Here is a 12954-nt window from a genome sequence, read left to right as displayed (position 1 = left end):
ATGTATTGCCTTTTGAGAGGTGAAAAAGACCAAACGCACGGCCCGAAACCGTTACTTCTTCGAAGGGTGGGAATCAAACTTAATTTGGCTTAAAACAAGTTTCTCGGACTTCCGCTATCGCTCCAAAGGCACCCTTCGAACTCCGGGCGAATGGTCCCTCACTACCGTTCGTATGAAAAGGTCGCTGTGCGGTCTCATCCACTGCCAAGACGGGGAAATGGCAATGGAACGACTTATGGCCCTCCTGCGATACGTCATGAATCCATTGCCTTAGAAGAATCTTTTCTAAAGCAATGGGCTCAAGTTCTACATCAATTCGGAGCGGTTCTTGCTTTGAATAAAAATCAACCATGCGTCGTCAGGTATACCCCTACAAAAATCACACTGGCTCCGACAATCTGGAGCGGTCCGATGGGATCTGCAAAAATGAGATACCCGGCAACCATTCCCATGACGGGCGTGAAATTCAAAAAGACGGAACTGACGCTGGGACCGACATTCTTGACGCCAATGTTCCAAAAGACATTGGCGGCAATCCCGCCGAAAAGGGTGATATAAAGATAGGAAAGAAAGGGAACAGGCGGCAAGGGAGAAAGGACAAGGGTGTTTGAAAAAATCCCATAAATAGCGGTTCCGGCTGTCCCGCAGAGACTGCACCAGCCAAGGGCCGTAAGGACGTCCATGTGGCCTGTCAGCTTTCGTGAGGCCAGGCTGTAAAAGGCCCAGGCAAGCTGGGATGCAATACAGAAGACGTCGCCTACATTGAAGCTCATGGTGCGGATTATGTCAAAATTCCCTTTGGTAATGACTGCAAGGACGCCGCTAAAGGAGAGCAGGATGCCCAGCCACTGTTTCTTGGAAAAGGCTTCGTGAAGGAGCAGGTAGGCGCAGACCGACGTAATGGCAGGTGTCGTCGCCGTAATCAGGGTGCTGTTTGTCACCGTCGTGAACTGGAGACCGTGGAACTGGAGCACGGAATTGAGCATCTGTCCATTGATTCCCATAAAAACAATCCACGGCCAATCTGTCTTGCGGGGGAGAAGCTTTGCCATGTCCCGACCGAGACGGAAGTATTGGTAAAAGAGGATGACCATGCCGACGACGAGGAACCGGAAGGTCGTAATGGTTGCTGGCGTCCAATAAGGGAGCAGCCATTTGAGCGTAATGGGCTGGAATCCCCACAAAAGCCCGATGAGGGACAAGAGGATATATGTTGCCTTCGTGCTGATGATCATCGCCCCCTTTAGTATCATAGATGCATTATATCATAGAAGGCGTCAAAAAAACGGATGGGGCCATTTATCTTTTCGCTAAGCTGGCGGCAGCGTGAATCGGTTCCATTCATTGAAAAACATGAAGAGAAAGCCCAAAATGGCTTGACTTTTCCCTTTTCATATAGTAAATTTATAGGGCTGAAGCTAATTTTAGCACTACCGCCCGGAGAGGTTCCGAAAACTCCGGAAGGAGTACCGTATTCGGCGAGTCTTGGAATGAGGGAGGTGCATCTGAATGTACGCTATTATCCGTACTGGTGGTAAACAGTATCGTGTCAGCGAAGGGGATGTCCTGGAAGTTGAAAAACTGAACGTCCAGGAAGGCGACGAAGTCGTTTTCGATGACGTCCTGACCGTTGTAAGCGATGGGGATGTCAAGGTTGGCAAACCGACTGTAGAAGGCGCTAAAGTCACTGCAAAGGTTGCTACTCAAGGCAAAGCTGATAAGATCTTTGTTTTCAAATACAAAGCAAAGAGCAACTATCGCAAACGCCAGGGTCATCGTCAGCCCTTCACCCGCGTTGAAATTACTTCTATCGAAGCATAAGCCATGATCAAAGTCGATATTTACGAAGATGATCAAGGAAAGATCAGGGAGTACCGTGTATCCGGTCATGCCGATTCGAATCCCGAGGGATTCGATGAAGTGTGTGCCATGGTTTCCCTCACAACCCAGGTCCCGGTACTTGGGATGGAGCAGGTCCTTTCCCGTACGCTGGATTACAGCGTCGATGAAGAAGACGGATTGCTCTGTGTCAGACTGGTCGATGCGCCCGATGATAAAACCGAAGTCCTCCTGCGGACCATGGTCCTGGGACTGAAGGGCATCCAAAAGGCATATTCCGACTATCTGGCTATCGAGGAACACAGGAGGTGAGTTTAGTGTTCGAATTAATCCTGCAATTACACGCTCATAAAAAAGGTTCTGGTTCCACTCACAACGGTCGTGACTCCAACGCTCAGCGTCTGGGCACGAAAGCTCATGATGGTCAGTTTGTAACGGCTGGTTCCATCATTGTCCGTCAGCGTGGTACCCGTTTCCATATGGGGAAAAACGTTGGGATGGGTAAGGATTACACCATTTTCGCAAAAGTTGACGGTAAAGTCGCTTTTGAAAGATGGGGTAAGGATCGCCGCATCATCAGCATCGTTCCTGTTGAGGCGGAAGCTTAATTCCAAAATAAAAAGACTGCTGCTTAGGCGGCAGTCTTTTTTTATTCTTGGGAATGTTGGGCGCCTGAAGCGGAACATTTGATGAGGGAATACCGATGGCGTCAAAGAAAGTTTTTAGTGTTCCCCATGAAGAAGTGCAGCTGCGGCTTCCTTGCTTCCGGACTTACTGGCACGAGCGTACCAATAACGGGCTTTTGAAAGATTCCTTGCCGTGCCTTCCCCCTTTTCATAGAGGCGTCCCAAGGCAAGCTGACTGGGGGCTGAAACATGGTCGCTGCGGTATGCGGACTGCAGGTAAAGGTCCATGGCTTTTTGTATGTCTTGAGGAACGCCCTTGCCTTTTTCGTAAAGCGTACCCAACAGATAAGTAGCAGTTACATCTCCTCTAAGGGAGGCTGCTTGGTACCAATGGGCGGCTAACTGGGCATCAGGAGCCACACCATATCCATTTTCAAAGCAAAGACCGATATATCGTCCTGCCTTCATGTCGCCTCGGTCAAAGGCAATTTGTAAAATCTTGAGTGCGCTTTCATAATGACCCTCGGTGTATAAGCGGATTCCCTCTTTTAAGAAGAGACGATCTGAAAGGGAATGTGTGGCTGTTTTTTCATAAGCTGAATGAATTATGATTCCTCCCGTTTTCGTCTTAGCCTGAGCTGGAGCAAGAGGCAGTAAGAAAAGGCAGGAAAGCAGAAAGGATCCCGCCATGGCAGCAAATTTCATAGGAATGCCTTCTTTCGTAAATCATTGATTGCGGTCATTATAGCATATAAATCTAGTATGAATCATGAATTTTCGATAAGTTGATTTTACTTTCCACTAATATGACGCGATTCGATGATTTACTAGATATTTATGATATAATACAAAATATAAATATAGAAATAAAAATAATTAGCATTAAATATATTGATTTACTGGGAAAGGGGGGAGGCGGAGTTGATGAAACCTACGTATTGTTCTTGCCGGAGCATACTTGCTTTTTTTGTTTTATTGAGCCTTCAGACGGGAGTCACCCATGCGGAAACCCATACGTACGGTACCATTGCGGGTCCTGATCATGTCAGCGCGACTGATGATGGTGACATCACGGCCGGAGGTATCAATGGCTGGCATTGGAAATGGACAGATCCCGCGACAGGCGAAGTTTATGAAAATACGTACACAGGAGACTTGCTTGTCGGCAACCGCACGGGAACGGATACGGTTGCTATCCAAAAGGGAAAATGTTCCTCGCTTGCCGCTCGTAAGGAGACGTCGGGCATATATTTTTACTCAGCCCAAAAATCGGGCTGATTTGATGGAGTACGTGAGGCCATTGCTTAAAAAAGATTTTGTGAAAACAATGGCCTTATGGCCTATCGTACGATGGACAGTCCCACGTTTGGGGATAGCTTACGCCTGGGCGTTTCCTTTCCTACCCATGTGTCGTCACTTCCAGCGCCTAGCTTATCAAAGCGGAAGCTTTTTGCAATCTTCAGTCCATATGGGCCCATCTACTTTGTCGCCCGCGCGCCCAACCTCCTAGACGTACCGGCCTCTGGCCGCAAGGAAACTCCCGCGTCGCTGCGCTAGCGGACTGCTGGCGTCTCAGGTCTGTCGTCGGTGGAAGCGGGGGCTCCTCGCATCTGGATTCATCTGAACCGAATTCGCAAAAAGCAATTGGAGGAAAAGACCGGAAGGGAAAAGATTGTAAGGCAAAAAACGTAAGAGAAGCCCAAAACCGAACGTAGACGTAGGTTCGGTTTTGGGCTTTTATCTTCTGTTCGGCTTTTGTAAGAGGTGGGTCCTTTGAAATAGAAAGATAACAATGGCGCTTGGAACGACTCGCGTCCCCTCTTTCCCCTTTGAACTTGCTGCAACGCATCGATCTGCCTTTGCCAAGGCGGTAAGCGCATCGCTGCCTTAGAAAAGCGAAGTGGGACATCGTGCAGGGCGGGTAAGTGAGTCGCCGAATTTTTCGTTTTCTCTTATGCTGAAAAATTCGTGCAGAAAGCTTACTCAGAGGGCAGCAACGATAGGAGCAGTCGGAGTTTCCTCTGCCGGAAAGGCCGGTCTTCTGATGTGAAACAGCAGAAAGCGAGTCCTTTTATCCCTTACAGCCGCACCCGTATAAATCCATTGCGGCTGCGGAGGCAAAGGAACTGTTTTCGTGTACGACAGGGCCGCTGATAAAATTGATTAACACTCATGTTGTGTGGAAATTTCCATAAGCATTTATCAACATAATTTTCCCGTTTTGGTGATGGATGAGAAGCGGCGCTTCGTCTCCTTGCAGGCGGTAGTGAGGAAGATTCGCCCGAGTCCCAAGCCCGCTTTGGAGCAGCCGCGGAAGGGCGCAGCGGCATGTTTCCGGGCGAATGAAGTTCCACCCCTCCAGTAGGGAGGCTTGGGGCGGCGCACCATGGTCTTTCCTCCATATTTCACAAAAATATTTTTCTTTAAAACTCCTTGCAATAACCTAAAATACATGGTACAATATCAGTCCATGAAATTTTATTTACTAGCAGGATTATAAGGTTTCGCGAGTGCTCAGTGGTTGGACATCGCGTTCCGATCGTTTGGTTGAGAGGAGCACGAAATGCTGACTGAGGGAACTTGGTTTTTACAAGGCTAATCAAAGATTCATTTTGATTGTGGGCCTTGTTTTTTTGTGTTAAAAAACCTGCAGGATGTAAAGGAGTGAGAACCCATATGTTGTTCAAGCCGGTTCATAATGGCAACCGTAAAAGGTACAGCTATGCCAGAATCAAAGAAGTCCTGAAGATGCCGCATCTGATTGACTTGCAGAGAAAATCCTATGAGTGGTTCATCAGGGAAGGACTTCATGACGCGTTCCAGGACGTATCGCCTATCAAGGATGCTACAAACAGCCTGGAACTGAGTTTCGAGAATTTTACCATCGGCGATCCGAAGTATGATATCGAAACTTGCAAGGAAAAAGATGCAACCTATGCGGCTCCTTTGAACGTAGACGTCCGTCTGCTTTATAAAGATACGGGCGAAATCAAGGAATCGACTGTCTTTATGGGCGATTTCCCCCTTATGACCGATACGGGGACCTTCGTCATCAATGGGGCAGAACGTGTCATTGTCAGTCAGCTTGTCCGCAGCCCTGGCGTCTATTATGCCAAGGACATGGATCCAATGGGTAAGTTCCTCTACGGGACCACAGTCATCCCGAACCGCGGGGCCTGGATTGAATATGAGACCGACCTTAACAGCATCATTTATGCCCGTGTGGACCGGACGCGCAAACTGTCTGCTACGGCCCTCCTGCGTGTCATGGGTCTGCCGACAAATGATGATATCATCAGCGTCTTTGGTGAGCATCCTTACCTGGTTGCTACCCTTGCCAAGGACACAACGAAAAATGAAGATGATGCCCTTCTGGAAATCTATCGGAAGCTGCGTCCGGGTGAACCTGCTAACCTTGAAAACGCTGAACAGCTCATCTATAACCTTTTCTCCGACAATCGCCGCTATGATCTGGCAAATGTCGGTCGTTACAAAATCAATAAGAAATTGGGCTGGCGTCATCGTCTTCATGGCAAGACCCTTGCTGAAGACCTGTGCGCTGAAAACCCCGATGGCACGAAAGGTGCCGTGGTCCTTCCTGCAGGGACGAAGATTGGCGATGCCGAAATCGATACCATCGAAAAGAGCGGTATCTTTGCCGATGAGGGCTATGCCATCGTCTATGTCAAGTTCCAGGAACATGCAGAACGCATGATTGTAACGAAGGATATTGAAGCGTCCGTACGCACCATCACGCCGGCTGATGTCATTGCTTCCTTTGGCTATCTCCTGAATGTCATTGATGGCATGGAAGGCAAGGATGATATCGACCATCTGGGCAACCGTCGTGTCCGCTGCGTTGGCGAACTCCTGCAGAACCAGTTCCGCATTGGACTGTCCCGTATGGAACGTGTCATCCGTGAACGCATGACCATCCAGGATGCTGACGTCATCACCCCGCAGGCCCTTATCAACATTCGTCCGGTCGTAGCGGCTGTGAAGGAATTTTTCGGCAGCAGCCAGCTGTCCCAGTTCATGGACCAAAACAACCCGCTTGCCGAACTGACGCATAAACGCCGTCTGTCCGCCTTGGGACCTGGCGGTCTTTCCCGTGAACGTGCCGGCTATGAAGTCCGTGACGTCCATCCTTCCCATTATGGCCGTATGTGCCCAATTGAGACCCCTGAAGGTCCGAACATCGGGCTCATCGGTTCCCTGGCTGCCTATGGCGTGATCAACCGGTATGGTTTCATTGAGACCCCATATCGCAAGGTCGATAAAGTCAATAAGCGTGTTACCGATGAAATCGTCTATCTGACCGCTGACGAAGAAGATAACTATGTTGTTGCCCAGGCCAACGAACCGCTGACCGAAGACAACCATTTTGTGAATACCCACGTCACCTGCCGCGATAAGAACGAAGTCCTTGCGATTCCGCCGGAACGTGTTGACTTCATGGACGTTTCGCCAAAACAGGTTATGTCCATTGCAGCTGCCCTGATTCCTTTCCTTGAAAACGACGACGCCAACCGTGCCCTCATGGGTGCGAACATGCAGCGTCAGGCTGTACCTCTGCTCAATCCGAAGGCGCCAGTCGTTGGTACGGGGATGGAATATAAGATCGCTGTTGACTCCGGTGTCTGCATCCTGGCTAAGCACGCTGGTACGGTCAAGTATGTCAGTGGTGACAAGATCCTCATCACTCGTGATGATGGAAAAGGCATCGATGAATACAATGTCCTGAAATTCAAACGTTCCAACCAGAGTACCTGTGTCAACCAGCGCCCCATTGTCTTTAAGGGCGATAAGGTCGAAGAAGGTCAGGTCCTTGCTGATGGACCGGCAACAGATCACGGCGAGCTTGCCCTTGGCCGCAACGCCATTGCTGCCTATATGCCTTGGGAAGGCTACAACTACGAAGACGCCGTCCTCCTCAGCGAAGACCTCGTCAAGGAAGATGTCTTTACCTCCATCCATATTGAAGAATATAACTGCGATGCCCGCGATACGAAACTGGGACCGGAAGAGATTACCCGCGATATCCCGAACGTTTCTGAAGATGCCCTGAAGGACCTCGACGAAGACGGAATCATTCGTGTCGGTGCTGAAGTCCGTCCTGGCGATATCCTCGTCGGCAAAGTCACGCCGAAAGGGGAAACGGAACTTTCTGCTGAAGAGCGCCTCATCCGTGCCATCTTTGCTGAAAAGGCACGGGAAGTCCGTGACAGCTCCCTCCGTGTTCCTCATGGGGAATTCGGGATCATTATTTCCGTCAAGGTCTTTACCCGTGAAAACGGCGATGAACTGCCGCCTGGCGTCAATAAGCAGGTTCGTGTCAGCATCGTTCAAAAACGTAAAATCGGCGAAGGCGATAAGATGGCAGGCCGTCACGGGAACAAAGGTGTTGTTTCCCGCATCCTGCCGCGCGAAGATATGCCGTTCCTGCCTAATGGCGAACCGGTCCAGATCGTACTGAACCCCTTGGGCGTACCGAGCCGTATGAATATTGGGCAGATTCTTGAAGCCCATCTGGGCTGGGCGGCAACCGCGCTGGGCATGCGTATTGACAACCATGACCCCAACGTCGAAGCAGACCTGCGCAAAGCGGGCTATGATTTCGATGAACTGGGCATGCCAGAAACGGTGGATGGCGCTGTTCCTGTCGCGGTCCCGGTCTTTGACTCGGCTCGCCAGGATGATATGGCCCGTACCCTCGAAGCGGCTGGCGTCGATCCCAGCGGCAAGACAGTCCTTTATGATGGCCGTACCGGGGAACCGTTTGATAACCCTGTTACCGTTGGCTGCATCTACTACCTCAAGCTTCACCATCTGGTTGCTGATAAGATCCATGCCCGTTCTACCGGTCCGTACTCCCTGGTTACCCAGCAGCCGCTTGGTGGTAAGGCGCAGTTCGGTGGACAGCGTTTCGGTGAAATGGAAGTGTGGGCCCTCGAGGCTTATGGCGCTGCCTATACCCTCCAGGAAATCCTGACCGTGAAGTCTGACGATGTTGTCGGACGTGTAAAGGCTTATGAATCCATCGTCAAGGGTGAAAATATCCCTGAACCGGGTGTCCCTGAATCTTTCAAGGTCCTTGTCAAGGAAATGCAGGCAATCGGTCTTGATGTAAGCGTCCTCGATGAAGATGATGAGGAAATCGATCTTGATGATGAGGATGAAGATATTGGAATGGGCGATATTGCCCGCGAGCTTGACATGGATATGTCCGGCAAGGTCTCCACGGCTGCCAACACCGGGGAACAAGCCCAAAACCGCGCCAATAGCGACGAAGAAGTGAGCCCCGATGAAGACCAGACGGAAGACAGCGATTTTGATGTCATTGCCGATATCGGCAACATGGGAATGGATGATTCCCAAGGCGATGACAACGGCTCTGATGAAGAGTAGGAAGGAGTGAGTGCTCTTGTTGGACGTAAATAAATTTCATTCTATGAGAATCGGCCTGGCTTCCCCGGAAAAGATCCGTTCCTGGTCCCACGGCGAAGTCACGAAGCCGGAAACGATTAACTATAGAACGCTGAAACCAGAACGGGACGGCCTTTTCTGCGAACGCATCTTTGGCCCGACCAAGGACTGGGAATGCCACTGCGGTAAGTACAAACGCATCCGCTATAAAGGTGTGGTCTGCGACAAGTGCGGCGTCGAAGTCACGCGGGCAAAAGTCCGTCGTGACCGCATGGGCTCCATTGAGCTTGCTGCTCCTGTCTCCCACATCTGGTATTTCAAGGGGATTCCCTGCCGCATGGGCGCCATCCTTGACATTGGTCAGCGCGCCCTTGAAAAGGTCCTCTATTTTGCAAGCTACATCGTCCTTGATCCGGGCGATACGAACCTGACAAAAAAGCAGCTCCTCACAGAAGCCGAATACCAGGAAAAACTGGATGAATTCGGGGATACTTTCCGCGTCGGCATTGGTGCCGAAGCCATCAAGGAACTGCTCCACGAAATCAATGTGGAAGAACTGACGAAGGAACTGCGGGCAGCACTCAAGACGGAGACGAGCCTCCAGAAAAAACGCAACATCGTGCGCCGTCTCGATGTCTGTGAAGCCTTCCTCAAGAGCGGCAACAAGCCAGAATGGATGATCATGGATGTCATTCCGGTCATTCCGCCGGATTTGCGTCCGATGGTTCAGCTCGATGGCGGCCGTTTTGCTACAAGCGACCTGAACGACCTCTATCGCCGTGTCATCAACCGTAACAATCGTTTGAAACGCCTTCAGGAACTGCAGGCTCCGGACATCATCGTCCGGAACGAAAAACGGATGCTCCAGGAAGCTGTCGATGCCCTTATCGATAACGGCCGCCGCGGCCGCGCCGTAACGGGCCCTGGCACGCGCCCCTTAAAGAGCCTTTCTGATATGCTCAAAGGGAAGCAGGGCCGTTTCCGTCAGAACCTTTTGGGTAAACGTGTCGACTACTCCGGTCGAAGCGTTATTGTCGTTGGTCCTGAAATGAAGATGCATCAGTGCGGCCTGCCGAAAGAAATGGCCCTTGAACTCTTCAAACCGTTCATCATGAAACGCCTTGTCGAAAACGGTACGGCAACGAACATCAAGAGCGCAAAGAGAATGGTCGAACGCGCGACGGATGCCGTTTGGGATGTCCTGGAAGAAGTCATCAAGGAACACCCTGTCATGCTGAACCGTGCCCCGACGCTGCACCGTCTGGGCATCCAGGCTTTTGAGCCGATTCTGTCCGAAGGCCGCGCCATTAAACTTCATCCGCTCGTCTGCACGCCTTTCAACGCCGACTTCGACGGTGACCAGATGGCTGTTCACCTGCCGCTGTCTGCTGAAGCCCAGGCTGAAGCCCGTGTGCTCATGATGAGTGTCAATAATATCCTGGCTCCAAAAGATGGGAAACCAATCACCGTTCCGACGCAGGATATGGTATTGGGCGCGTATTATCTCACCATTTTCCGCGAAGGGGCCAAAGGAGAAGGCCGTCGCTTCATCAGTTTTGACGAAGCAAGACTGGCATACTTCAATAAGGACATCGCCCTCCAGGCCAAGATCAAGGTTCGTGTCCCCAACTCCGAAATCTATCCTGAACCGTCCGATGTGGGTGAGAGCCTTGTCACGACGAGCATGGGCAATATCATCTACAACTGCGAACTGCCGCTTGAAATGCGCTATTATTCCAAGCAGGAAGATGGAACCTGGCTTCTTGGCAAGCTCATTGATAAGAAGGAACTGGGCCGTCTTGTCGCCAAGGCCCATAAGCTTTACGGGAACTTCGGCACGGCCCGCGTCCTTGATACGGTCAAGAAACTCGGTTATGACAACGCTTGTCTGTCCGGTCTGTCCATTGCCGCGTCGGATATCGAAATTCCGAAGGAAAAGGGCGAAATCCTTGCTGCTGCTGAAAAAGAAGTCGATAAGGTCGAACGCCTCTTCAGCCGTGGGTTGATGAGTGAAGACGAACGCTACCGCAAGGTCATTGATATTTGGAACAAAGCTACGGAAGATGTTGCTGATGCCCTGATGAAGAACACCATGGATCAGTTCAACCCGCTCTTCATGATGGCCAATTCCGGTGCCCGCGGTAACGTACAGCAGATCCGTCAGCTCGCTGGTATGCGTGGATTGATGGCTGACCCGTCGGGCCGTATCATCGACCGTCCGATTAAATCAAACTTCCGTGAAGGGCTGACCGTATTGGAATACTTTATTTCCACGCACGGTGCCCGTAAAGGTCTTGCCGATACGGCCCTTAGAACGGCTGACTCTGGGTATCTGACGCGCCGCCTTGTTGATGTTGCCCAAGATGTCATTGTACGTGAAGATGACTGCGACGTAACGACCATGAATCTCGTCCGCGAACGGGCTCGTTTCTGCAAGAACGTCCTCGGCTCCAGCCAGCGCAAGCTGAAGGAATACGCCGTGGGCCGTACCCTTGCTTCCAGCGTCCTTGCTGACGATGATTCCATCATTGCCGAAGCCGATACGGTGGTTACGGAAGACGTCTTTGACCGTCTCCTTGCTGCCAAGGTCCTGGAAATCCGTCTGTATCCTCTTGATGAAGAAAATGGCGAAGACGCCGAGACCCTTGCCATCAATGTCAGCGAAGATAAGGTCAAGACGGCTTTCCGTGAACACATGACCCATCACTTCCTCGATAAGGAAGTGGCGGAAGATATCCTTGATGGGGAAGGAACCGTCCTTGCCCATAAGGGAGATCATTTCACGGCAGAGCTCATTGAAACCATTCTTGATAATGGCACGGTTAAGGAACTGAGTATCCGCAACAACGAAGTTGACGGTATCTACGTTGAAGCCATTACGGCCGGCAAGAACAAGAGCACGGTCCTGGAATCCCTCCGCGACCGCCTCGTGGGCAGAACCCTTGCCGAAGAAATCGAAGACAAGGACGGTCACGTCCTTTATCACATCAATGACTACATTACGGAAGATATGGCTGATGTCATCGCCAGCCTCCGTGAAAAAGTCAAGATCCGCAGCGTTCTTACCTGCAAATCCCACTTTGGCGTCTGCCGCAAGTGCTATGGACGCAACCTCGCCACGGCCCGCAAGGTCGAAATCGGCGAAGCTGTCGGGACCATTGCCGCCCAGGCCATCGGGGAACCGGGCACCCAGCTCACGATGCGTACGTTCCATACGGGCGGCGTTGCCGGTGCTGACGATATTACCCAGGGTCTTCCTCGTGTCGAAGAGCTCTTCGAAGCACGGAAACCGAAACATCCGGGTATCCTCAGCGAATCGGCAGGAACCGTCAGCGTCCAGGAAAAGGAAGATGGCCGTTTTGTCATCATCACCCGCGAAGATGGCACGGAAGATTCCTACCATATTCCATATGGGGCCAAACTTCATATTGCCGACGGCGATCATGTGGAAGTGGGCGACCGCCTGACCGAAGGGTCCCTCAATCCGCACGATATCCTGCGTATCAGCGGGCCTGCCGCTACGCGTCACTACCTCGTGCAGCAGGTACTCAGTGTCTATAAATCCCAGGGCGTTGAAATCAACGATAAACACGTTGAAGTCATGGTCCGTCAGATGATGCGCAAATACCGCATCGACGAAGCTGGAGATACAAAGATGCTGCCGGGCTCCGTTGTGGACATCGCACAATTTGAAGATGAAAACGATGAAGTCATGGCAGAAGGCAAGGAACCGGCACAAGGACATCCGATCCTCCTCGGGATCACCAAAGCTTCCCTGGCAACAGATTCCTTCCTGTCAGCTGCTTCCTTCCAGGAAACGACGAGAAACCTGACCGACGCCGCCATCAAAGGCAAAGTCGATCCGCTCCTTGGTCTTAAGGAAAACGTCATCATTGGTAAGCTGATCCCCGCAGGTACGGGCATGCCTAAATACCGCAATATCCAGCTCAAGCTTCATCGTCCCGATGAAGTTCAAGAGAGCACGGACAGCGAAAATGCTGATGAATAAGCTGTAAATAGAAAGCCGCGAAGAAACCTAGATTTCTTCGCGGCTTTTTGTGGG

General features: G+C 51.2%; 8 protein-coding genes. 6 read left to right on the top strand and 2 right to left on the bottom strand.

Features of this window, described 5'->3' with window-relative positions:
- Positions 1 to 344: 344 nt before the first annotated feature.
- Positions 345 to 1235 carry a DMT family transporter gene (locus tag HMPREF1246_RS07285; protein ID WP_021737146.1) on the bottom strand — a complete coding sequence of 297 codons (891 nt, stop codon included), beginning with the start codon at positions 1233 to 1235 and terminating at the stop codon, positions 345 to 347.
- Positions 1236 to 1509: 274 nt separating this feature from the next.
- Between HMPREF1246_RS07285 and rplU the strand changes: the two genes are divergently transcribed.
- Genes rplU through rpmA form a run of 3 tightly spaced genes read left to right on the top strand, consistent with a single transcriptional unit; the run spans position 1510 to position 2447 of the window.
- Positions 1510 to 1821 (top strand): 50S ribosomal protein L21, encoded by a 312-nt coding sequence (gene rplU / locus HMPREF1246_RS07280; protein WP_021737136.1) that lies wholly within the window; start codon positions 1510 to 1512, stop codon positions 1819 to 1821.
- A 3-nt stretch (positions 1822 to 1824) separates the two neighbouring features.
- Positions 1825 to 2151 (top strand): ribosomal-processing cysteine protease Prp, encoded by a 327-nt coding sequence (locus HMPREF1246_RS07275; RefSeq protein WP_009014965.1) that lies wholly within the window; start codon positions 1825 to 1827, stop codon positions 2149 to 2151.
- A 5-nt stretch (positions 2152 to 2156) separates the two neighbouring features.
- Positions 2157 to 2447, top strand: a complete 291-nt coding sequence (gene rpmA, locus HMPREF1246_RS10300; RefSeq protein WP_016459987.1) for a 50S ribosomal protein L27 — start codon at positions 2157 to 2159, stop codon at positions 2445 to 2447.
- Between the two features lie 114 nt (positions 2448 to 2561).
- Here rpmA and HMPREF1246_RS07265 read toward each other — a convergent pair whose 3' ends face one another.
- Positions 2562 to 3170, bottom strand: a complete 609-nt coding sequence (locus tag HMPREF1246_RS07265) for a tetratricopeptide repeat protein (RefSeq protein ID WP_021737133.1) — start codon at positions 3168 to 3170, stop codon at positions 2562 to 2564.
- A gap of 219 nt (positions 3171 to 3389) precedes the next feature.
- Here HMPREF1246_RS07265 and HMPREF1246_RS07260 point away from each other — a divergent pair, with 219 nt between their 5' ends.
- The 3 genes from HMPREF1246_RS07260 to rpoC all read left to right on the top strand — a co-directional run bounded on the left by HMPREF1246_RS07260 (position 3390) and on the right by rpoC (position 12900).
- Positions 3390 to 3743 (top strand): hypothetical protein, encoded by a 354-nt coding sequence (locus HMPREF1246_RS07260; protein WP_035224553.1) that lies wholly within the window; start codon positions 3390 to 3392, stop codon positions 3741 to 3743.
- A gap of 1398 nt (positions 3744 to 5141) precedes the next feature.
- A complete protein-coding gene (gene rpoB / locus HMPREF1246_RS07255) occupies positions 5142 to 8873 on the top strand; it encodes a DNA-directed RNA polymerase subunit beta (protein ID WP_016459989.1) in 3732 nt (1243 codons plus the stop codon).
- A 43-nt stretch (positions 8874 to 8916) separates the two neighbouring features.
- The gene (gene rpoC, locus HMPREF1246_RS07250) at positions 8917 to 12900 is read left to right on the top strand and encodes a DNA-directed RNA polymerase subunit beta' (protein ID WP_081690380.1); all 3984 of its coding nucleotides are present in this window, start codon (positions 8917 to 8919) and stop codon (positions 12898 to 12900) included.
- Positions 12901 to 12954: the final 54 nt, after the last annotated feature.

Source organism: Acidaminococcus sp. BV3L6 (assembly GCF_000468835.1).
Lineage (GTDB): Bacteria > Bacillota > Negativicutes > Acidaminococcales > Acidaminococcaceae > Acidaminococcus > Acidaminococcus intestini.
This window is presented reverse-complemented; position numbering and strand designations above follow the sequence as displayed.

Bases quoted from the DNA above. Each gene is read 5' to 3' on its own strand.
- HMPREF1246_RS07285 (WP_021737146.1), bottom strand. From the start codon at position 1,235: ATGATCATCAGCACGAAGGCAACATATATCCTCTTGTCCCTCATCGGG.
- rpoB (WP_016459989.1), top strand. From the start codon at position 5,142: ATGTTGTTCAAGCCGGTTCATAATGGCAACCGTAAAAGGTACAGCTAT.
- rplU (WP_021737136.1), top strand. From the start codon at position 1,510: ATGTACGCTATTATCCGTACTGGTGGTAAACAGTATCGTGTCAGCGAA.
- HMPREF1246_RS07260 (WP_035224553.1), top strand. From the start codon at position 3,390: ATGAAACCTACGTATTGTTCTTGCCGGAGCATACTTGCTTTTTTTGTT.
- HMPREF1246_RS07275 (WP_009014965.1), top strand. From the start codon at position 1,825: ATGATCAAAGTCGATATTTACGAAGATGATCAAGGAAAGATCAGGGAG.
- HMPREF1246_RS07265 (WP_021737133.1), bottom strand. From the start codon at position 3,170: ATGAAATTTGCTGCCATGGCGGGATCCTTTCTGCTTTCCTGCCTTTTC.
- rpoC (WP_081690380.1), top strand. From the start codon at position 8,917: ATGAGAATCGGCCTGGCTTCCCCGGAAAAGATCCGTTCCTGGTCCCAC.